Annotated in this window: 16 protein-coding genes, 1 tRNA gene and 1 riboswitch; of the genes, 12 read left to right on the forward strand and 5 right to left on the reverse strand. The window is 76.7% G+C overall.

The features are described from left to right. Nucleotides 1–76 precede the first annotated feature (76 nt). The 12 genes from ACRYM0_RS12805 to ACRYM0_RS12860 all read left to right on the forward strand — a co-directional run bounded on the left by ACRYM0_RS12805 (nt 77) and on the right by ACRYM0_RS12860 (nt 13883). Nucleotides 77–4267, forward strand: coding sequence for an FtsK/SpoIIIE domain-containing protein (locus ACRYM0_RS12805; RefSeq protein WP_432505637.1), 4191 nt, complete (start codon nt 77–79; stop codon nt 4265–4267). Between the two features lie 65 nt (nt 4268–4332). Continuing rightward, nucleotides 4333–5235: a segregation and condensation protein A gene (locus ACRYM0_RS12810; RefSeq protein WP_432505671.1), complete on the forward strand. Its 903-nt coding sequence runs from the start codon at nt 4333–4335 to the stop codon at nt 5233–5235. A 92-nt stretch (nt 5236–5327) separates the two neighbouring features. Next, the gene (scpB, locus tag ACRYM0_RS12815; protein ID WP_432505673.1) at nt 5328–6035 is read left to right on the forward strand and encodes an SMC-Scp complex subunit ScpB; all 708 of its coding nucleotides are present in this window, start codon (nt 5328–5330) and stop codon (nt 6033–6035) included. Then, complete coding sequence (locus tag ACRYM0_RS12820; protein WP_432505638.1) at nt 6032–7030, forward strand: pseudouridine synthase; 999 nt, start codon at nt 6032–6034, stop codon at nt 7028–7030. Before scpB ends, ACRYM0_RS12820 begins: the two co-directional genes overlap by 4 nt. Before the next feature lie 49 nt (nt 7031–7079). Continuing rightward, on the forward strand, nt 7080–7442 hold the full coding sequence (aroH, locus tag ACRYM0_RS12825; protein ID WP_432505640.1) for a chorismate mutase: 363 nt from the start codon (nt 7080–7082) through the stop codon (nt 7440–7442). Nucleotides 7443–7448: 6 nt separating this feature from the next. Then, entirely contained in the window at nt 7449–8564 is a 1116-nt protein-coding gene (locus ACRYM0_RS12830) for a prephenate dehydrogenase (RefSeq protein ID WP_432505642.1), read from the forward strand. Between the two features lie 55 nt (nt 8565–8619). Continuing rightward, nucleotides 8620–9423 carry a (d)CMP kinase gene (cmk, locus tag ACRYM0_RS12835; protein ID WP_432505643.1) on the forward strand — a complete coding sequence of 268 codons (804 nt, stop codon included), beginning with the start codon at nt 8620–8622 and terminating at the stop codon, nt 9421–9423. Then, nucleotides 9420–10172 carry a lysophospholipid acyltransferase family protein gene (locus ACRYM0_RS12840; RefSeq protein WP_432505645.1) on the forward strand — a complete coding sequence of 251 codons (753 nt, stop codon included), beginning with the start codon at nt 9420–9422 and terminating at the stop codon, nt 10170–10172. The genes cmk and ACRYM0_RS12840 overlap by 4 nt, the downstream gene beginning before the upstream one ends. Before the next feature lie 41 nt (nt 10173–10213). Continuing rightward, nucleotides 10214–11650 carry a ribosome biogenesis GTPase Der gene (gene der / locus ACRYM0_RS12845; protein ID WP_432505675.1) on the forward strand — a complete coding sequence of 479 codons (1437 nt, stop codon included), beginning with the start codon at nt 10214–10216 and terminating at the stop codon, nt 11648–11650. 47 nt (nt 11651–11697) lie between these two features. Then, nucleotides 11698–11771, forward strand: a tRNA-Pro gene (locus tag ACRYM0_RS12850). Nucleotides 11772–11886: 115 nt separating this feature from the next. Further along, the gene (locus ACRYM0_RS12855) at nt 11887–12513 is read left to right on the forward strand and encodes an FxLYD domain-containing protein (RefSeq protein ID WP_432505647.1); all 627 of its coding nucleotides are present in this window, start codon (nt 11887–11889) and stop codon (nt 12511–12513) included. A gap of 62 nt (nt 12514–12575) precedes the next feature. Further along, a riboswitch (SAM riboswitch) is annotated at nt 12576–12669 on the forward strand. Between the two features lie 290 nt (nt 12670–12959). After that, complete coding sequence (locus ACRYM0_RS12860; protein WP_432505649.1) at nt 12960–13883, forward strand: sulfurtransferase; 924 nt, start codon at nt 12960–12962, stop codon at nt 13881–13883. 69 nt (nt 13884–13952) lie between these two features. On the opposite strand, the gene cobA is transcribed toward ACRYM0_RS12860, so the two are convergent. From cobA to ACRYM0_RS12885, 5 genes are all read right to left on the reverse strand, one after another. After that, nucleotides 13953–15155, reverse strand: coding sequence for a uroporphyrinogen-III C-methyltransferase (gene cobA, locus ACRYM0_RS12865; RefSeq protein ID WP_432505651.1), 1203 nt, complete (start codon nt 15153–15155; stop codon nt 13953–13955). After that, entirely contained in the window at nt 15155–16843 is a 1689-nt protein-coding gene (locus ACRYM0_RS12870; RefSeq protein ID WP_432505653.1) for a GTP-binding protein, read from the reverse strand. The genes cobA and ACRYM0_RS12870 overlap by 1 nt, the downstream gene beginning before the upstream one ends. Then, nucleotides 16843–17733, reverse strand: coding sequence for a sulfate adenylyltransferase subunit CysD (gene cysD / locus ACRYM0_RS12875; protein WP_432505676.1), 891 nt, complete (start codon nt 17731–17733; stop codon nt 16843–16845). The genes ACRYM0_RS12870 and cysD overlap by 1 nt, the downstream gene beginning before the upstream one ends. Nucleotides 17734–17798: 65 nt before the next feature. After that, the gene (locus ACRYM0_RS12880) at nt 17799–18533 is read right to left on the reverse strand and encodes a phosphoadenylyl-sulfate reductase (protein WP_432505654.1); all 735 of its coding nucleotides are present in this window, start codon (nt 18531–18533) and stop codon (nt 17799–17801) included. Then, entirely contained in the window at nt 18530–20263 is a 1734-nt protein-coding gene (locus ACRYM0_RS12885) for a nitrite/sulfite reductase (RefSeq protein ID WP_432505656.1), read from the reverse strand. The genes ACRYM0_RS12880 and ACRYM0_RS12885 overlap by 4 nt, the downstream gene beginning before the upstream one ends. Nucleotides 20264–20303: the final 40 nt, after the last annotated feature.

Below are 20303 nucleotides of genomic sequence, written 5' to 3' on the forward strand. Positions count from 1 at the left end.
GGTGGGGGCTCTCGTCCGCCAGACCGCGGGGTGGGGGGTGGGCCCCAAACCCGGGGGGGGGGGGGTGGGGGGGGGGGTGGGCGCGCGCGCCGCCCCCGGCGCCGTGCACCGCCTCGGCGTGGGTGAGCACCTCGTCGGCCCGCACGGCTCCGTGCCGGTGGCCGGCACGGCGACGGTGCGGGTGTCCGTCTCCACCGCCGCGGCGGTGCTCGTCAGCGCCGTCGAGGGCACCGCCCTGCTGGAGGGGCAGCAGGTGCGCGGGGCCGTCCTGTGGGGTTCCGGGGACCTCGTCGACCTCGGCGGCGCACTCCTCGACGTGAGGACCCCGACCGGTCCGGACGCGGTGCTGGAGAGGTCGGCCGGTACCGCGGACGACCTCGTCGGGCACGACTACAACCGCCCCCCGCGGATCCTGCCGCCCGAGCGCACCACGTCGTTCCGGTTGCCCGGCCCGCCCGGTGACGCGCCCCGCCGCCCGTTCCCGGTCGTCGCCGCGATCGTGCCGCTGCTGATGTGCGCCACCATGATCGCCGTCACGCAGAACTACCGCTACCTCGCCCTCGGCCTGCTGTCGCCGATCGCCGTCGTCGCCAACGCGCTGGTGGACCGCAAGCACGGGCGCACCAGCCACCGCGAGCTCGTCAAGCGGTACGAGCGGGACAAGGCGGCCGTCGAGGCCGACGCGCGGGCCGCGCTCGTCGACGAGCGGCGCGACCGCAGGCACCTGTCCGCCGACCCCGCGGAACTGCTGCTGACCGCCGTCGGCCCGCGCACCCGCCTGTGGGAACGGCGCCGCCGCGACGACGACCACCTGCACGTGCGCCTGGGGCTGGCCGACCTGCCCAGCGAGGTGACGCTGGAGGACCCAGAGCAGCTCGAGCACCGCCGCACCGTCACCTGGACCGCGCGGAACGTCCCCGTCACCGTCTCCCTGGCCGAGCACCCCGTGCTCGGCCTCGCCGGGGCGGAACCCCGACGCACCGCCGCCCGGCTGCTCGCCCAGCTCGCGGTGCTGCAGAGCCCGCGCGACGTGCAGTTCCACGTGCTCACCAGTCCGGAGGGTCTGCCGGCGTGGGAGTGGCTGCGCTGGGTGCCGCACGCCCGCGCCGAACCCGGCGGTGCCGCAGGGGTGTTCGCCGGCACCGGCACCGACACCTGGGCCCGCCGCGTCGCCGAGCTCACCGCCGTCGTGGACCAGCGCCGCCGGGCGCTGGCGGACCTGCCCGCCGGTGCCGGCCTGGAGGCGCCGGACCTCGTCGTCGTCCTGGACGGCGCCCGCCGGCTGCGGTCCCTGCCCGGCGTCGTGAGCCTGCTCGCCGACGGCCCGGCCCTGGGGGTGCGGCTGGTCTGCTGCGACGCCGACCGCCGTTCCCTGCCCGAGGAGTGCACCGCCGTCGTCACCGAGGAGCAGCGGCGCGCCGGGACCCGCCTGCGGCTGGAGCGCCAGCGGCACGAGACCGTCCGCGACGTCCTCGCCGACGAACCGCCCCCCGGGTGGGCGCCGAGCCTGGCCCGCGCGCTGGCCCCCCTGCGCGACACCGGGGACGACGACTCCGGCGCCGGGCTGCCCGGCGCCTCCCGCCTGCTCGACGTGCTCGGCCTCGAACCGCCCTCGTCGAGCGCCGTCGCCGCGCGCTGGACGCTCGGCGGGCGCAGCACCGTCGCCGTCGTCGGCGAGTCCCTCGACGGGCCGTTCGGGTTCGACCTGCGCGCCGACGGCCCGCACGGGCTCGTCGCCGGCACCACCGGTTCCGGCAAGTCGGAACTGCTGCAGACCATCGTCGCCTCCCTGGCGGTGGCCAACCGCCCGGACGCCATGACGTTCGTGCTCGTCGACTACAAGGGCGGGGCGGCGTTCAAGGACTGCGTGGACCTGCCGCACACCGTCGGGATGGTCACCGACCTCGACACCCACCTCGTCGGCCGCGCGCTCACCTCCCTGGGGGCGGAACTGCACCGGCGCGAGCACCTGCTCGCCGCCGCCGGCGCGAAGGACCTGGAGGACTACGACGACCTGCGCGAGCAGGCCGCCGCGGACCCCGCCGCGGACCCCGCCGCGGACCCCGCCGCGGACCCCGCCGCGGACCCCGCCGCGAACCCCACCGCGCCCGCCCTGCCGCGCCTGCTCATCGTCATCGACGAGTTCGCCTCGCTGGCCCGTGAACTGCCCGACTTCGTCACCGGCCTGGTGAACATCGCCCAGCGCGGGCGTTCCCTGGGCATCCACCTGCTGCTGGCCACCCAGCGGCCCACCGGTGTCGTCAGCGCCGAGATCCGCGCCAACACCAACCTGCGGATCGCGCTGCGCGTCACCGACGCGGGGGAGAGCTCCGACGTCCTCGGCGCCCCCGACGCCGCGCGCATCCCCGGCAGCGCGCCCGGCCGGGCCTACGCCAAGCTCGGGCACGGCTCGCTCGTGCCGTTCCAGGCCGGCCGCGTCGGCGGCCGCCGCCCCGCCGCCGCGGGGCAGCAGGTGCCCGCGCCGTGGAGCGCCCCGCTGCGCGGCGAGGACCTCGGCCTGCCGGCCCCGCGCCGCCCGCGCGCCCGGGCCGCCGAGGAGGACGCCGCCGCCACCGACCTGCGCGCGCTCGTCGACGCGGTCCGCGCCGCGAGCGAGGAGCTGGGCCTGCCGCGCCCGGTCAGCCCGTGGCTGCCCGCCCTGGGCGACCTGCTCGACCTCGCCGACGTGGCCGGCACCGCCGGCGAACCGGCGGGCCGGCTGGCCGCCGCGTTCGGCGTGCAGGACCTGCCCGCGCAGCAGCGCCGCGCACCGCTGGAGCTGGACCTCGAGCGCGACGGGCACCTCTACGTCGTCGGCGCCCCCCGCAGCGGCCGCTCGCAGGTCCTGCGCACCCTCGCCGCCTCCCTCGCCGCCCGGGTCCCGGTGGCCGACCTGCACCTGCACGGCCTGGACTGCGGCGGCGGCGCGCTGCTCGCGCTGAGCGCCCTGCCGCACACCGGTGCCGTCGTCCAGCGCAGCGAGCCGGAGCGGGCCGTGCGCCTGCTGGGCCGGCTGCGCGAGGAGGTGCTGCGCCGGCAGGCCGAGCTCGGGGCCCTCGGCGTCGCCGACATCACCGAGCAGCGCGCCGCGGCCGGGCCCGCCGGAGCCGACCCGTGGCCGCACGTGGTGCTGCTGCTGGACCGCTGGGAGGGCTTCCTCGGCGGCATCGCCGAGCTCGACGGGCAGGCGCCGCTGGAGACCGTGCACCTGCTGCTGCGCGAGGGCGCGGGTGTCGGCGTCCACCTCGTCGTCGCCGGCGACCGCCAGCTGCTCACCGGACGCACCGGCACCCTCGTGGAGGACAAGCTGCTGCTGCGCCTGACCGACCGCGCGGACGCCGCGATGGCCGGCCTGTCGGTGCGCCAGGTGCCCGAGGAGGTGCCGTCCGGGCGCGTGCTGCGCTCCGGCAGCGGCGTCGAGGCGCAGGTCGCCGTCCTCGGCCCCGACCCCTCCGGCCCCGCGCAGGTCGCCGCCCTGGCCGCGCTCGGCGAGCGCCTGCGCGAGCGCGACGCCGCCACGCCGCGGCACCGCCGCCCCTTCCACCTGCGGAGCCTGCCGGTGCGCCTGACGTGGGAGGAGGCCCGTGAGCACGCCGACCTCGCCCCCGGCGGCCTGTTCGCCCTCGTCGGCGTCGGCGGCGACGACCTCGCCGCCGCCGGGTGCGACCTGCGCGCCGGCGCGGGCACCGCGGTCGTCGCCGGCCCGCCGCGCTCCGGGCGCAGCACCGTGCTGCTGACCGTGGCGCGCTCGCTGCTGGAGCAGGGCGCCGAGCTCGTCGTCGCGGCACCACGGCCCTCGCCGCTGCGCGAGCTGGCCGGTCACCCCGGCGTGCGCGCGGTGCTCACCGGCGACGACCTGACCGTCGCCGAGCTCGAGCCCGTCCTCGGCGGAGCCGCCGGGCCCGTCGTGCTGCTCGTCGACGACGCCGAGGTGCTGCGCACCTGCTCCGCCGACGCGTGGCTGGCCGCGTTCGTCGCCCGCGCCCGTTCCGGCGGCAGCGCCGTCGTGGTCGCCGGCGAGGCCGGCGAGGTCGGTGCCGGGTTCTCCAACTGGCAGGTCCCGCTGCGCCGCAACCGGTGCGGGGTGCTCATCGCCCCGGAGGACGTGATGGCCGGCGACGTCGTGGGCGCGCGGGTGCCGCGCAGCGCGCTGGGCGGGGCGCCGAACCCCGGGCGGGTGCTGCTGCACACCGGCGACGGCGAGCTGGTGCCCGTGCAGGTGCCCGCCACCACGGTGCCCACCACGGCGGTGCCCACCCGCGCGTGAGGCGGCCCGGCGGTGCGCGCGGCAGCCCCGGGCCGGGCGGGTGCGCCGGTACGGTGGCCCCCGTGGTGCCGCCTCCTCGACCGACCGCGCCCGAGGGCTCCGCCGGCCCCGACCCGGCCGGCGCGCGCGGCGCCTTCGAGGTCCGGCTGGAGAACTTCGCCGGCCCCTTCGACCTCCTGCTGGGCCTGATCGCCAAGCACCAGCTCGACGTCACCGAGGTGGCGCTGGCCCGGGTGACCGACGACTTCATCGCCCACCTGCGCGCCGCCTCGTCCGGCGACGGCGACTGGGACCTCGACGAGGCCAGCGAGTTCCTCGTCGTCGCCACCACTCTCCTGGACCTCAAGGCCGCCCGCCTGCTGCCGGCCGCCGACGTGGAGGACCCCGAGGACCTCGCCCTGCTGGAGGCGCGCGACCTGCTGTTCGCCCGGCTGCTGCAGTACCGCGCGTACAAGCAGGTCGCCGCCGTGCTGGCGGAGCGGTTCGCGCAGGCCTCGCGGCGGGTGCCGCGCGCGGTGGCCGTCGAGCCGCGCTTCGAGAGGCTGCTGCCGGACCTGGTCCTGACCGTCAGCCCCGAGCAGTTCGCGGCGATCGCCGCGCGCGCCCTGACGCCGAAGCCGGTCCCCGCGGTCGGGCTGGACCACCTGCACGCCAGCGCCGTCAGCGTGCGCGAGCAGGCAGCGCTGGTGGTGGAGCGGCTGCGCCGCCGCGGGAGCATGACGTTCGCCGAGATCGCCGCCGACGCGGGGGAGGGCGAGCTGGGCACCCTCGTGGTCGTCGCCCGGTTCCTGGCGGTGCTCGAGCTGTTCCGCGAGCGGCGGGTGCGCCTGGAGCAGCCCGAGGCGCTGGGGGCGCTGACGGTGCGCTGGGACGCCGAGGCCGCCGACGGGGCGCCGACCGCCTCCGCGGTGCTCGCGGGTGTCGACGAGTTCGAGGGCGCGCAGGCTGCGCCGGGGGGAGAACGGTGAACGAGCAGGTGCACGAGCAGGAGACCGAACCCGGCCACGGCCCCGCCGACGACCCGGGACGCCGGGTGCGCGCCGCGATCGAGGCCGTCCTCATGGTCGCCGACGAGCCGGTCGGCGTGCAGGCCCTGGCGCGCGCCACCGGCGAGCAGCCCGACGAGGTGGACCTGCTGCTGCGCGAGCTGGCCGGGGAGTACGCCGAGGCCGGGCGCGGTTTCGAGCTGCGCGAGGCCGGCGGCGGCTGGCGGGTGTACTCCCGCCCCGAGCACGCCGACGTGGTCGAGGCGTTCCTCCTCGACGGGCAGACCGCCAAGCTCACCCAGGCCGCCCTGGAGACGCTCGCGATCGTCGCCTACCGCCAGCCGGTCAGCCGTGCGCGCGTGTCCGCCGTGCGCGGGGTGTCCGTCGACGGGGTCATGCGCACCCTGCTGACCCGCGGCCTGGTCACCGAGGCGGGGGTGGAGGCCACCAGCGGGGCCACCCTCTACCGCACGACCGACGAGTTCCTGCAGCGGATGGGCCTGGACGGCCTCGACGACCTGCCGCCGCTGGCGCCGTTCCTGCCCGAGGACGTCGACCCGGACGACCTGGAGCCGCGGGAGGTGCTCGCCGCCGAGCCCGGCGCCGCGCTCGCCGGGGCGGTGGCCGACGCGGTGGCCCCGGCCGACGAGGTAGGCGGGCCTCCCGCGGTGGGGGATGATGGGACCGAGCGCGCGAGCACCGCGGACGACGCGGTGCCGGCGGCCCCGGGTGATCCGGCGGCCCCCGCGGCGCCCGACGACCAGCAGGAGGAACCACGATGAGCCCCACCGCGCCCCGAGGAGGCGGCGGCCGCCGCCAGGGCGGCACCGGCGGGCGGCCCGCGCAGGGCCGCGGCGGCAAGCCCGGCAGCGGCGGCAAGCCCGCTCGCGCGGGCGGCGGCAAGCCGTTCGGCAAGCGCGCGGGCGACCAGCCCGGCAAGCGCTCCGCCGGCCGCGGCGCCGCCCGCCGCATGACCGACGACATCAAGCCGGCCCCGGCGCCGCCGCGCCGGGGCCCCGCCCCCGCCGTGCGCGGCGGCGACGTGCACGACCCCGAGGGCGTGCGGCTGCAGAAGTTCCTCGCCCAGGCCGGCGCCGGCTCGCGCCGCACCTGCGAGGACATGATCACCGCCGGTCGCGTCACGGTCGACGACCAGGTCGTCACCGAGCTCGGCGTGCGCATCGACCCGGCCCGCCAGGTCGTCCACGTGGACGGCCTGCGCTTCTCCGTGGACGACCAGCTCGTCTACATCATGGTGAACAAGCCCAAGGGCGTGGTCTCCACGATGTTCGACGAGCAGGACCGGCTGAACCTCGCCGACATGGTCGGCCCGCGCGAGGAGCGCCTGTTCCACGTCGGCCGCCTGGACCTGGAGACCGAGGGCCTGATCCTGCTGACCAACGACGGCGCGCTCGCGCACCGCCTGCAGCACCCCTCGTTCGGCGTGCAGAAGACGTACCTCGCCGAGGTGCGCGGGCCCGTCAAGCGCGAGCTCGGCAGGAACCTGCGCGCCGGCGTGGAGCTGGACGACGGCCCCGCCACGGTGGACTCCTTCCGGCTGGTGGACTCCAAGCCGGGCTACGCGCTCGTGGAGGTCGTCCTGCACGAGGGCCGCAAGCACGTGGTGCGCCGCATGCTGGACGCCGAGGGCTACCCGGTGCTCAAGCTGGTGCGCACCCAGATGGGCCCGCTGGTGCTCGGCGACCTCAAGCCCGGCAGGAACCGGCGCCTGACCCGCGGCGAGGTCCAGCAGCTCATGGCGGCCGTGGGGCTGTGAGCGCCCCCGGGCGGCCGCTGCCGACCGCGGTCTCGGTACGGTGAGCGGCGTGTCGGTGCGGGCGGTCCGGGGTGCGGTGCAGGTCGACGTCGACGAGCGCGAGGTCGTGCTCGCCGCGACGCGCGAGCTCGTCACCGAGGTGGTGCGCCTGAACGAGCTGTCCCCGGAGGACTTCATCAGCATCCTGTTCACCTGCACCTCCGACCTGACCAGCGAGTTCCCCGCCGTGGCCGCGCGCGAGCTCGGCATGGGGGACGTGCCGCTGATGTGCGCGCGCGAGCTGGAGGTCGACGGCTCGATGCCGCGGGTGATCCGCCTGATGGCGCACGTGGAGACGCCCCGCGCGCGCGCCGAGGTCCGGCACGTCTACCTGCGCGGTGCGCAGGCCCTGCGCCGCGACATCGCCCAGTAGGCCCCGGTGACCCTGGACGCCGCCGCACCGGCCCGCACGAGCGGGACGGTGCGCATCGTGGGCACCGGCCTGCTGGGCGCCTCCGCCGGGCTGGCGCTGTCCCTGCGCGGCGTCGACGTCGTGCTCAGCGACGTCTCGCCCACCGCGGTGGCCCTGGCCCGCGACCTGGGGGCGGGCCGGCTGCCCGCTCCCGGCGACGACCCGCGCCTGGTGCTGGTGGCCGCTCCGCCGGACGTGGTGGCCGACGTCGTGGCCGCCGAGCTGGCCGCGCACCCGGACGCCGTGGTCACCGACGTCGCCAGCGTCAAGGGCGGCCCGCTGGCCGCCCTGCGCGCCGCCGGCGCGGACCTGACCCGCTACGTCGGGGGGCACCCGATGGCCGGGCGCGAGCGCGGCGGGGCCGTCTCGGCGCGCGCCGACCTGTTCGCCGGCCGCCCCTGGGTGGTCTCGGCGACCGCGGAGGTGCCGCGCCGGGCCGTGGCGCTGGTGCACGACCTGGCCCTGGACTGCGGCGGGGTGCCGGTGGCGATGCCCGCCGACGAGCACGACGAGGCGGTCGCGCTGGTCTCGCACGCCCCGCAGGTCGCCGCCAGCCTGGTGGCCGCGCGGTTGCGCGAGGCCCCCGAAGCGGCAGTCGCGCTGGCCGGGCAGGGCCTGCGCGACGTCACCCGCATCGCCGGCAGCGACCCGGCGCTGTGGGCGCAGATCCTGACCGCCAACGCCGGGCCGGTGGCCGACGTCCTCGAAGCGCTGCGCGAGGACCTCGACGCCGTGGTCGCGGCGCTGCGCGCACTGCAGGCCGACCCGCAGGCGCCGGGGGCGCGGGGGCGCCTGGCCGGTCTCGTCGCCGCCGGCGGCGCCGGTCGCGACCGCATCCCGGGCAAGCACGGCGGGGCGCCGGCGCTGTACGCGACGGTGGTGGTGGTGGTCCCCGACCGCCCCGGCGAGCTGGCCCGCCTGCTGGGCGACGTCGGTGCCGCCGGCGTGAACCTGGAGGACCTGCGCCTGGAGCACTCCCCGGGGCAGGCGGTCGCCCTGGCCTCCGTCGACGTGCTGCCGGCCGCGGCCCGGCCGCTGGCGGAGGCGCTGCGGGAGCGGGGCTGGACCGTCCCGGCCTCCTGAGCCGGGGCGGGGCGCGGGGTCGGTGCGCCCGCGCCGGGTCGACTAATCTCGTGCGGTGCCCACCTCTCCCAGCGGTCCCGTCGCGCCCGCCGACACCCCCTCCGCCGTGACCGGCGCCGGCACCCCCGCCCCGCTGCCGCCGGGGATCGTCGTGGCCGTCGACGGCCCCTCCGGTTCCGGCAAGTCCAGCGTCAGCCGGGCCGCGGCCCGCGCCCTGGGCGTGGCGTTCCTCGACACCGGGGCCATGTACCGCGCCGTCACCTTCTCCGCCCTGCGCGCCGGCGTGGACCTGACCGACCCGGCCGCCGTCGCGGCCCACGTGCGCACCGCGGCGCTGTCGGTGGGCACCGACCCGCAGGCCCCCGCGATCGCCGTGGTGGACGCCGACGGCACCGAGACCGACGTGACGCAGCAGGTGCGCGGGGCGGAGGTGACCGCCGCGGTCAGCGCGGTCGCCGCCGTGCCCGCCGTGCGCGCGGACCTCGTGCTGCGCCAGCGCGCCCTCATCGAGGCCGCCTGCGCCGCACCGGCGCCCGGCGCCCGGCCCGGCGTCGTCGCCGAGGGCCGCGACATCACCACGGTCGTGGCCCCCGAGGCCCACGTGCGGGTGCTGCTGACCGCGGACGAGGGGGTGCGCCTGGCCCGGCGCGCGCAGCAGGACCTCGGCGCCGCCGACGCCGCCTCCGTGGAGGCCGTGCGTCGCTCGGTGTCCGAGCGCGACCGCGTCGACGCGCGCACCACCGCCTTCACCGCGGCCGCCGACGGCGTGGTCACCCTGGACTCCACCCACCTGGACTTCGAGGGGACCGTGGCCGCGCTGCTGCAGCTGGTGCGCGAGGCCACCGGGGAGGGCGCGTGAGCGCCGCCGCCCCGGCCGGGGCGGTCGCGGTCCCGCGCGCGGGCAGGCCGCAGGCCTGGACGAAGGGCATCGGCAGGTTCCTGGCGCACGTGGTGTGGAACGCCACCGTCCACGGCGCCGAGAACGTCCCGGCGACCGGACCGGTGCTGCTGGCCTCCAACCACGCCTCCCTCACGGACGGGCCGCTGCTGTACGGGGTCGCCCCGCGCGACGTGGCGTTCCTGGTGAAGAAGGAGATGTTCGACGGCGTCGTCGGCTGGGCGCTGCTGCGCGCCGGGCAGATCCCCATCGACCGCAGCCACGGCGACCGCGACGCGCTGCAGACGGTGCTGCGCGTGCTCGCCGAGGGCGGGGCGGCCGGCGTGTTCCCCGAGGGCACGCGCGGGCGCGGCGACGCCGCCTCGGTGCGTTCGGGCATCGCCTGGATCGCGCTGCAGTCCGGTGCGCCCGTGGTGCCGGTGGCGTGCCTGGGCGCCCACCGCCCCGGCGAGCGCAACCGCACCGCGCCCCCGCCGCGGCGCAGGCTGCACTACTGCTTCGGCGAGCCGTTCACGGTGGTCAAGGAACCCGGCGTGCCCGGCCGCGCCGCGCTGGCCGCGGCGGTGGAGCAGGTCCGCGACAAGCTCTCGGCGCACGTGCTGGACAGCATGCGGCGCACGGGAACCCCCCTGCCCGAAGACCTGGACGCCGCCGCCGAGCTGGGCCTGGGCGAGATGGCGTCCGACGACGTGACCGGAGGTCACCGGTGAGCACACCCGACACCCCGAACGAGACGGCCGCGGGAGACGCGATGGACGCGGGCGTCGAGGGCGCCCTGCGCGCCGGCCTGGAGGACTACGAGCTCTCGCCGGAGGACGTGGCGCTGCTCGGCGACGAGGGCGCCGGCGGCCCGGAGGACGCCCCCGCCGGCCCGCTGCCCGTGCTGGCCGTCGTGGGGCGCCCCAACGTGGGCAAGTCCACGCTGGTCAACCGCATCATCGGCCGTCGCGAGGCGGTCGTGGAGGACGTGCCCGGCGTGACCCGCGACCGGGTCTCCTACCCGGCGAACTGGGCCGGGCGCGACTTCACCCTCGTGGACACCGGCGGCTGGGAGCGCAAGGTCGAGGGCCTGAACCTGGCCGTCGCCGAGCAGGCGGAGATCGCGATCGACCTCGCGGACGCCGTCGTGTTCGTCGTGGACGCGACCGTCGGCGCCACCTCCTCCGACGAGCAGGTCGTGCGGCTGCTGCGCCGCTCGGGCAAGCCCGTGGTGCTCGTGGCGAACAAGGTCGACGGCCCCCGGCAGGAGGCGGACGCGACCGAGCTGTGGCGCCTGGGGCTGGGGGAGCCGTTCCCGGTCTCGGCGCTGCACGGGCGCGGCACCGGCGACGCCCTGGACGCCGCCGTGCGGCTGCTGCCGGACGTGTCCGCCGTGGGCGGAGCCGAGCCCACCGGCGGTCCGCGCCGCGTGGCGCTGCTGGGACGCCCCAACGTCGGCAAGTCCAGCATGCTGAACAAGCTCGCCGGTTCCGAGCGGGTGGTCGTGCACCCCACGGCGGGCACCACCCGCGACCCGGTCGACGAGCTCATCGAGCTGGGCGGGCGCACCTGGCGCTTCGTCGACACCGCCGGCATCCGCCGCCGGGTGCACCTGACCAAGGGCGCCGACTTCTACGCCTCGCTGCGCACGCAGGCCGCGCTGGAGAAGGCGGAGGTGGCGGTCGTGCTCCTGGACGCCAGCGAGCCGCTGACCGAGCAGGACATCCGCATCGTCTCGCTGGTCGTGGAGTCCGGGCGCGCGCTCGTGGTGGCCTACAACAAGTGGGACCTCACCGACGAGGAGCGCCGGCACTACCTCGAGCGCGAGATCGAGAAGGAGCTCGTCCAGATCCCGTGGGCGCCGCGGGTGAACGTCTCGGCGATGACCGGCCGGCACCTGGAGCGGCTCGTGCCCGCCCTGGACACCGCCCTGGACTCCTGGGACACCCGCGTGCCCACGGGGCGCCTGAACAGCTTCCTGGGGCAGGTCGTGGCGGCCCAGCCGCACCCGGTGCGCGGCGGCAAGCAGCCGCGCATCCTCTTCGGCACGCAGGTGTCGACGCGGCCCCCGCGGTTCGTGCTCTTCGCCAGCGGCTTCCTGGAGGCCGGTTACCGCCGGTTCCTGGAACGGCGGCTGCGCGAGGAGTTCGGTTTCGAGGGTTCGCCCATCGAGGTGAGCGTGCGGGTGCGGGAGAAGCGCAAGAGGTGATGTAGGGTTGTCACCGGTTCGCCGCCCGGGAACGGGGAGCGGGCCATCGGGCTGTGGCGCAGCTTGGTAGCGCACTTGACTGGGGGTCAAGGGGTCGCAGGTTCAAATCCTGTCAGCCCGACAGTGAGCAGTACGGAGGGTCGGTCCCGCGAGGGGCCGGCCCTCTCGCTGTTCCCGGGTGGTTCACCTAGCCTGGAGCGGGCCAGGAGCACGACGACGAGCCCCGGGACGCCACCGTGACCACGACCGCACGACCAGCCCCTTCCTCCGCCCGCCGGCCGCACGACGCAGTGGCGGTCGCCTCCGTCGTGCTGGGTGCGGCGGGTGCCGTCACCGCCCTCGTGCCGAGGCTGCACGTGCTCGCCCTGTGCCTGGCGCTGCTCGGTGCCGGGGCGGGCGCCGTGAGCCTTCGCCGGGCTCGGCGCGTGGCCGTGGCGGGGCTGGTGCTGTCCCTGGCCGCCGCCGCGGTCGTCGTGGCCGTCACCGCCCGGGAGCGCGGCGACGTGGTCGACGGCACGCCGGGGCCCGGTCCCGCCGGGCCCGGGGTCAGCGCTCCTCCCGCCGAGGGGGGAGCGGCCGGCACGCGGCCCTCCGGTGCCCCCGAGGGCATCGCGGTGACCGGCTGCGGCGACGTCACCGGCTCCGGGACGGCCACCGCGACCCTGGAGGTCACCGGGACGGCCGAGCGCCCCGGCGCTTCCACGGTCGTCGTGGAGTGGATGGACGCCGCCGACGCCCAGCTGGGCCGGGGCAGCGTCGTCGTGGAGGAGCTCGCGCCGGGGGAGACGAGGACCGTGCAGGTGCGCGGCGAGGGCGTCACCGGTGCGGTGGCCTGCCGGGTCCTGGAGGTGACCGGGGCCTGAACGGGTGGCGGGTGGTGCAGCGAGGTTGACAGCCCGGCCCCGCACCGGGCACGGTGGCGCCACGACCATCCAGAGCGGCCGAGAGACCTGGCTCGACGACGCCGCAGCAACCCCCCTCCCGCAGGGCGTGGGTGCTTCCGCCAGGGCCGATGGAGGGCACGGGATGACGCAGGACCGCACCACAGAACTGCACTCGCGGCGGCACATCGACCTGTGCCGCCGCGGTTCCGCCGCCTGTCGCAGACAGCCCGCAGAACCCGCCCGGACCGCGGGGTGCGCCCCGGGGACCCGGGGCGCACCCCGCCCACCCGGGACCCGGCCCGCCCGGAACCCCGTGCCGCCCCGACCGGGCGAGCGCGCGAACCCGGTGCGGCACCGCACCACCACCGCACCCGGCCGCCGCGCGGCGGCCGGCGAACCCACGTCACGCCCTGGAGAGAACACGCATGTCCAGCACCACGTCCGGCACGGCCCCCGTCGACACCACCGAGCCGAAGTTCGCCGAGTACGCCCACCCCGAGAAGCTGGTCAGCACCGCCTGGCTGGCCGGGAACCTGGGCCGTGAGGGCCTGGTCGTCGTGGAGAGCGACGAGGACGTCCTGCTGTACGAGACCGGCCACATCCCCGGCGCGGTCAAGGTCGACTGGCACACCGAGCTGAACGACGAGGTGACCCGCGACTACCTCGATGGTGCTGCGTTCGCCGAGCTGCTCTCCCGCAAGGGGATCCGCCGCGACGACACCATCGTGCTGTACGGCGACAAGAGCAACTGGTGGGCCGCCTACGCCCTGTGGGTGTTCACGCTGTTCGGCCACGAGGACGTGCGCCTGCTGGACGGCGGCCGCGCCAAGTGGGCCGCCGAGGGCCGTGAGCTGACGACCGAGGTCCCCCAGCGCGAGCGCACCGAGTACCCCGTCGTGGAGCGCGACGACAGCCGCGTGCGCGCGTTCGCCCCGGACGTGCGCGAGCACCGCGGCGGCCTGATCGACGTGCGCTCGCCGCAGGAGTACACCGGCGAGCGCACCCACATGCCCGACTACCCGCAGGAGGGAACCCTGCGCGGCGGTCACATCGCCGGTGCGGCCAGCGTGCCGTGGGCGAAGGCTGCCAACGAGGACGGCACGTTCAAGGACCGCGCGGCGCTGGAGGAGATCTACTTCTCCGGTGCCGGGCTGACCCCGCAGACGGACACCGTCACCTACTGCCGCATCGGGGAGCGTTCCAGCCACACGTGGTTCGTGCTGACGCACCTGCTGGGCCTGGAGAACGTGCGCAACTACGACGGCAGCTGGACCGAGTGGGGCAACGCGGTGCGTGCCCCGATCGTGGTCGGCTCCGAGCCGGGCGAGGTCGGCGCCGCGAAGCGCTGAGCGGACGGAGCCGCCGGGCGCTGAGCCGGTGGTGTCACGAGGGGGCGGGGCCCGGTGGGCCCCGCCCCCTCACCGCGTCCGGGGTCCCGTGGGGGCCAGGGCGTCGACGACGTCGCCGACCACGACGACTGCCGGCGCGCGCACCCGTGCCGTGCGCGCCACCCGGGCGATGTCGGCCAGGGGAGCGGTGGTGGTGCGCTGCTGCGGGCTCCAACCGTCCTGCACCACGGCGACCGGTGTGGCGGGGTCGCGGCCGGCGGCCAGCAGCCCCTCGGCGAGCCGCTCCAGGGCCGCCACGCCCATGAGCACCACGAGCGTGCCGCCCAGCTGCGCCAGGGCCCCCAGGTCGTCGCCGTCGAGGTCCTCGTGGCCGGAGACGACGGTGACGCAGCGCGCAGCCCCGCGGTGGGTCACCGGGATGCCGGCGGCGGCGGGCACGGCGAAGGCGCTGGTGACGCCGGGCACCACCTCGACCTCCACCCCCGCCGCGCGGCAGGCGAGGACCTCCTCGCCGCCGCGGCCCAGGACGTACGGGTCACCCCCCTTCAGGCGCACGACGGTGCGTCCGGCGAGGGCGGCGTCGACCAGGACGCGGTTGATCTCCTCCTGCGGCACGGGGTGGTTCCCGGCGGTCTTGCCGACGTCGACGACCTCGACGTCCGGGTCGAGCTCGGCGAGCACACCCGTGGGGGCCAACCGGTCCACGACCACGACGTCCGCCTCGGCCAGGCGGCGGCGCCCGCGCAGCGTCATCAGCTCCGGCTCGCCGGGCCCGCCGCCGACCAGGACGACGCGGCCCGCGCGGGGGCGGTGCCGCCGCAGGGGTGCGCGCCCGGAGTCCAGGAGGTGACCAAGGTGCACCGCCAGCGCGCGGGCGCGGTCGGTGTCGCCGTCCGCACCCACGGAGACGACGACGTCGTCGCGGCGCACGACGGCGGGTTCCACCGCCGTCCCGCCCGCCGGTGCGTCCGGCCGCACGCACCACAGGTGGTGCTGCTCGGCCAGCGCCGCCACGGCGGCGTCGCCGTCCGCGTCGCCCGTGGCGGCGTGCACCAGCCAGGCGCCCACCAGGTCCGCGCCGCCGACGGTGCCCTCGCGCCAGCGCACCCGCCCGGCGCCGTGCTGCTCGTGCAGGTCCTCGCACAGCCGCACGGCCACGACGAGGACGTCGGCCCCCGCGGCGGTCAGGTCGCGGGCGCACCGGGCGGCGGTGGGTCCGCCCCCGGCCACGACCACGGCCCGGCCGCGCAGGTCCAGGTGCAGCGGCTGCATCAGCCGCGCCCCGCCTCCCCGGTGAGCGCGGTGATCGCCCGGCGCGCCTCCGCCGCCGCGTCCCGGCCCGCCTGCAGCGTCAGCACCACGGCGGTGGGACCGGCCTCGCGCACCACCTGCGCCAGCGCCTCCGCCTGCGCCGCGTCGCCGGCGGTCCCGACCACCACCACGCCGGCGTCGGCCAGCAGCCGGGCGGCGTGCGCGGTGCGGCGCGACGCCTCCGCGCGTTCCGCGGCCGAGTCCCCCAGGTCCGCGGTCAGGCCCGCGCGCAGGTTCTCCGCGCGCAGCGCGTACGACGGGCGGCCCTGTGCGAGCAGAGCGGCCTCCACCTCGCCGGCCACCTCCTCGGCATCCGCCGCGCCGGCGGCGGGCAGCAGCCACAGCGCCGCCCCGGGGTGCGGGCGGGGGGCCTGCGAGGAGCGCCACACCGCGCCGTCACCGGCGCGCGGTCCGGTGCGCCGGTCGGTGGCCTCGCGCACGACGCCGGCGGCCACCGTGTCGTGGGTGTGCTCGTCGACGAGGATGAACGCGCCCATGTCCCGGTTGTGCGAGTACGGCTCGACCACCAGGTCGACGGCGGTGCGCAGGGTGAGCGCACCGATGTCGTTCATCTGCAGCTGCCCCGGTGCCGGCAGCTCGGCCAGGGTGCGCGGGTCCATCCGGTCGTGCAGGGCGGTGACCTCGGCGCGCACCGTGCGGGTGGTGTGCTTCAGCAGCAGCCGCCGACCCGGGGTCAGGGGTTCGGCGTGCATCCAGCACACCTGCGCCCGCAGCTCGCGGGTGACGACCGGCTCGGCGTCCGGGGCCACGAGGACGTCACCGCGGCCGACGTCGAGCTCGTCGGCCAGTTCCACCGCCACCGACAGCGGCGGCACCGCGACCTCGCGGCCGTCGTCGAGGGTGTCCACGGCCGTGACGCGGGTGCGGGAACCGGAGGGGAGCACGACGACCTCGTCACCGGCGCGCAGCGTGCCCGCGGCCACCCGGCCGGTGTAGCTGCGCCGCCTGCCCGCGACGGGCCGCGAGACCCACTGCACCGGCATGCGCAGCCGCCCCACGCCGAAGTCCGGCGGCAGGACCTCCACGCCGTCCAGGTGCTCCAGCAGCGTCGGACCGTCGTACCAGGGGGTGTTCGCCGAGCGGTTCGCGACGTTGTCGCCGTGCTTGGCGGCCACCGGCACCACGAGCATCCGCACGCCGAGCCGGTCGGCGACCTCGCGCAGCTCCTCGCGCACCGAGGAGAACCGGGAGCGGTCGAAGTCGACGAGGTCCATCTTGTTCACCACCGCCACCAGGTGCGGCACGCCCAGCAGGGTGGCGATCCGTGCGTGCCGGCGCGTCTGGTCCAGGACACCGGCGCGCACGTCCACCAGCAGCATCGCCAGGTGGGCGTTGGAGGTGCCCGTCACCATGTTGCGGGTGTACCGCTCGTGCCCGGGGGTGTCGGCGAGGACGTAGTTGCGCTTGGCGGTCGAGAAGAACCGGTACGCCACGTCGATGGTGATGCCCTGCTCGCGCTCGGCGCGCAGGCCGTCCGACAGCGCCGCCAGGTCCGGGCCGTCGGGGCCGTCGACGGCGGCGAGGTGGTCGGTGGGCAGGCTCCCGGTGTCCAGCAGGAGCCGGCCGATGAGCGTGGACTTGCCGTCGTCGACCGAACCGGCCGTGGACATCCGCAGCAGTTCCCGCATCAGAAGTACCCCTCGCGCTTGCGGTCCTCCATCGCGGCGGCGGAGGTCCGGTCGTCGGCGCGGGTGGCCCCGCGCTCCGACACGGTCGCGGTGCCGATCTCCGCGATGACGGCCTCGACGTCGGTGGCGTCGGAACGGACCGCGCCGGTGATCGTCAGGTCCCCGACGGTGCGGTAGCGCACCCGCAGGCGCTGCACGCGCTCGCCGGGGCGGGGCGGGGTGAGGTCGGAGACGGCCAGCAGCATCCCGTCGCGCTCGACGACGTCGCGCTCGTGCGCGTAGTAGATGTCGGGCAGGTCCAGGCCTTCGGCGGCGATGTAGCGCCACACGTCCAGCTCGGTCCAGTTGCTCAGCGGGAACACCCGGACCTGCTCGCCGCGGTGGATCCGGCCGTTGTACAGCGACCACGGCTCGGGGCGCTGGTTGCGGGGGTCCCACTGGCCGACGGCGTCGCGGACGCTGAAGACGCGCTCCTTGGCGCGGGCGCGCTCCTCGTCGCGCCGCGCACCGCCGAACGCCGCGTCGAAACCGCCCTCGGCGAGGGCGTCGAGCAGGGTGCGGGTCTGCAGGCGGTTGCGGGAGGAACCCGGCCCGTCCTCGCGGACGCGGCCCGCGTCGATGCTGGCCTGCACCGAGGCGACGACCAGCCGGTGCCCGCCCTGCGCCAGGCGGCGGTCGCGGAACTCGATCACCTCGGGGAAGTTGTGGCCGGTGTCGACGTGCATCACCGGGAACGGCACGGGGGAGGGACGGAACGCCTTCTCCGCCAGGCGCAGCAGCACGATGGAGTCCTTGCCTGCGGAGAAGAGCAGCACCGGGTTCTCGAACTCCGCGGCGACCTCGCGGATGATGTGCACCGCCTCGGCCTCCAGGGCCCGCAGGTCGTCCACGCGGGCGGGACCGGGGTTCCCCGCCGCGGTGCGCGCGGCCGGGACGACGGCGGTCGTCGGCGCGCTCACAGGTGGATCCCGCACTCGGTCTTGCCGGTGCCGGCCCAGCGACCGGCGCGCGGGTCCTCGCCCGGTGCCACCGCGCGGGTGCACGGCTTGCAGCCGATCGAGGGGTAGCCGCTGGTCAGCAGCGGGTTGACCGGGACGGCGTTCGCGGTGGCGTAGTCGACGAGCTCGTCGAAGGTCCAGGCCGCCAGGGGGTTGAGCTTGACCAGCCCGTGCCGCTCGTCGAACTGCACCAGGGGGGTGCCGGCGCGGGTCGGGGCCTCCTCGCGGCGCACACCCGTCACCCACGCCTCGTACCCGCCCAGGGCGGCGGCCAGGGGCTCCACCTTGCGCAGCCGGCAGCACGTGCCGGGGTCGCGCTCGTGCAGTCGGGGGCCGAACTCGGCGTCCTGCTCGGCGACGGTCTGCCGGGGCAGGACGTCCACGACGCGCACCGGCAGCGCGAACTCGACCTCGTCGCGCGTGCCGCGGGTCTCCGCGAAGTGGTAGCCGGTGTCCAGGAACAGCACGTCGACGCCGGGCGCGAACCGGGACACCAGGTGGGGCAGGACGGCGTCGGCCATGCTGCACGCCACGGCGAGGGTGCCCGGGAAGGTGGCCGCCGCCCAGGCGGCCACCTCCTCCGCGCCCGCTCCGCTGAGCTCCGCGGCCCCGCGCTCGGCCAGGGACCGCAGTTCCTCGCGGTCGCGGCGCACACGGGGCGTGGGGACGGTGGTCGTCGTGGTCTCGCTCATCGCAGAGCCTCCTCGTCGCTGCGGTGGGCCCAGGCCGCGAAGGTCTCGCGCGGCTCCCGGGTCTCGAGGTAGCGCCGCACCAGGCGCTCGACGTACTCGGGCAAAGCGGTGGCCGTCACCTTCAAGCCGCGCACGGTGCGGCCCACGCCAGGTTCGGCGCGGTCGGCCGAGGCCAGCCCGCCGCCGAGGTGGACCTGGAAACCGGCGACCTGCTCGCCGTGCCCGTCCTGCACCAGCTGCCCCTTCAGGCCGATGTCGGCGGTCTGGATGCGGGCGCAGGAGTTCGGGCAGCCGTTGACGTGCAGCGTGATCGGGGTGTCGATCTCCACCCCGGCCAGCCGGCGCTCCAGCTCCTCGATCGCCCGCGTCGCGGTGTCCTTGGTCTCCACGATCGCCAGCTTGCAGAACTCGATCCCCGTGCAGGCGATCGTGGTGCGCCGGAACGGCGAGGGGTGCGCGGTCAGGCCGATGTCCTCGACGCGGGCCGTGAACTCCGGGACCCGTGCCGGGTCGACGTCCAGGACGACGACCTTCTGGTGCGGGGTGAAGCGCACGCGCCCCGAGCCAGCCGCCTCCGCGGCGTCGGCCAGGTCGCGCAGCACCGTGCCGCTGACCCGCCCGACGGTGGGGGACAGGCCGACGTAGCACCGGCCGTCCTTCTGCTCGTGCACGCCCACGTGGTCGCCGCGACCGGAGGGGGCCGGCGGCGGCGGGCCGTCGGGCAGCGCCCGGTCCAGGTACTCGGTCTCCAGCACCTGCCGGAACCGCTCGGCCCCCCAGTCGGCGACCAGGTACTTCAGGCGCGCCTTGTTGCGCAGCCGGCGGTAGCCGTAGTCCCGGAAGACCCGGACCACCGCCTGCCACACCTCCGCGGCCCGCTCCGGGGGCACGAACGCCCCGAGGCGCTGGGCGAGGTGCGCGCTGGTCGACAGCCCGCCCCCCACCCACAGGTCGTACCCCGGGCCGAGCTCGGGGTGGACCACGCCCACCAGGGAGATGTCGTTGATCTCGTGGACCACGTCCTGGCTGGGGTGGCCGGTGACGGCGGTCTTGAACTTGCGCGGCAGGTTCGCGAGCTCCGGGTCGCCGATGAAGCGGTCCACGATCTCCGTGATCACCGGCGTCGGGTCGATGACCTCGTCACGGGCGATGCCCGCGACCGGGCTGCCCAGCACCACGCGCGGGGTGTCCCCGCACGCCTCGGTCGTCTGCAGCCCCACGGCCTCGAGCCGGCGCCAGATCTCCGGGACGTCCTCGATGCGCACCCAGTGCAGCTGCACGTTCTGCCGGTCGGTGATGTCGGCCGTGTCGCGGGCGAACTCGGTGGAGATGCCGGCCACGACGCGCAACTGCTCCGTCGTCAGCGCTCCGCCGTCGATCCGCACGCGCAGCATGAAGAACTCGTCGGACAGCTCCTGCGCGGACAGCTGCGCGGTGCGCCCGCCGTCGATGCCGGGGCGGCGCTGGGTGTACAGCCCCCACCAGCGGAACCGCCCGTTGAGGTCGTCGGGCGCGATCGAGGAGAAACCCCCGGCCGCGTAGACGTTCTCGATGCGCTCACGGACGTTCAGCCCCCCGTCGGCGGCCTTGAACTCCTCGTTGTGGTTGAGCGGGGCGGTGCCGTCGACGCGCCACTGCCCGTTGCCACCGGGGCGCGGGGCGCGCGGTGTGCGGCGGGGAGCCGCCGGGGCGGTCTGCTCGGGGGGGGCGGTGCTGGCGTCGGGTGTCATGGAACCTCACGGGGGAGACGGGTCCTCCTCGTGAGGAGGC

This window comes from Kineococcus arenarius subsp. arenarius (assembly GCF_050871845.1).
Classification (GTDB): domain Bacteria; phylum Actinomycetota; class Actinomycetes; order Actinomycetales; family Kineococcaceae; genus Kineococcus.